Source organism: Mesorhizobium sp. M5C.F.Ca.IN.020.32.2.1 (genome assembly GCF_004023105.1).
GTDB classification, from domain to species: domain Bacteria; phylum Pseudomonadota; class Alphaproteobacteria; order Rhizobiales; family Rhizobiaceae; genus Mesorhizobium; species Mesorhizobium wenxiniae.
Genome location: NZ_RZSX01001386.1, coordinates 1 through 982 on the forward strand (window position 1 = coordinate 1; position 982 = coordinate 982).

1 protein-coding gene is annotated in these 982 nt (G+C 65.5%); it reads left to right on the forward strand.

What is annotated here, in order from left to right; translation table 11 throughout:
- Nucleotides 1-2 precede the first annotated feature (2 nt).
- Nucleotides 3-982 (forward strand): zinc-binding dehydrogenase (locus tag EOA86_RS36210; protein ID WP_245497496.1); only part of this gene is annotated, 980 nt, incomplete at its 3' end.

The following is a 982-nucleotide window of genomic DNA, read 5'->3' on the forward strand; positions in this document are numbered from 1 at the left end:
CATTGCAACTTATCGAGGACCGCCGCCTTGAAACGGTGGACCTGCCGCTTCCGCCGCAGCCTGCGCTGGGCGAAGTGACGCTGCGCGTCAAGGCCGTGGCGCTCAATCATATCGACGTCTGGGGCTGGCGCGGCATGGCCTTTGCCAAGCGCAAGCTGCCGCTGGTCGTCGGCGCCGAAGCTTCAGGCGAGATCGAGGCGGTCGGCCCCGGCGTCTCCAGCCTTGTGCCCGGGCAGCTTGTGTCGATCTACGGTGCGCGCACCTGCGGGCTTTGCCGCGCCTGCCGCGAAGGCCGCGACAACCTCTGCGAGCATGTCTCGGGCGTACACGGCTTCCATCTCGACGGCTTTGCGCAAGAGAAGATAAACCTTCCGGCGCGCCTGCTGGTCCCTGCCCCGCCCGGCGTGACGGACACCGGCGCCGCCGTCGCGCCCGTCACCTTCGGCACGGTCGAGCACATGCTGTTCGACAATGCCAGGCTGCGGCCCGCCGAAACCATCCTGATCCATGCCGGCGGCTCGGGCATCGGCTCCGCCGCGATCCAGCTGGCAAAGAAAATGGGCTGCACCGTGATCACCACGGTCGGCTCGAACGACAAGATCGACAAGGCGAAGGCGCTTGGCGCCGACCATGTCATCAACTATCGCGAGGACCGTTTCGAAGGCGTCGTGCGCAAGCTGACGAAGAAGAAGGGCGTCGACGTCGTCTTCGAGCATGTCGGCGCCGACACCTTTGCCGCCTCGATGCTGTGCCTGAAACGCGGTGGCCGCCTGGTGACCTGCGGCTCGACCTCGGGCGTGTCGACGCAGATCAATCTGATGCAATTGTTCCAGCAGCAACTGAAGCTGCTCGGCTCCTTCGGCTGCCGCATGCAAAACATGGCCGACGCCATGCAGAAAATGGCGGCGGGGCTGGTTTCCCCGGTTATCGACACCGAAGTCGGCTTCGACGGCATCGACGCCGCGCTGAAGCGCATGGAAGG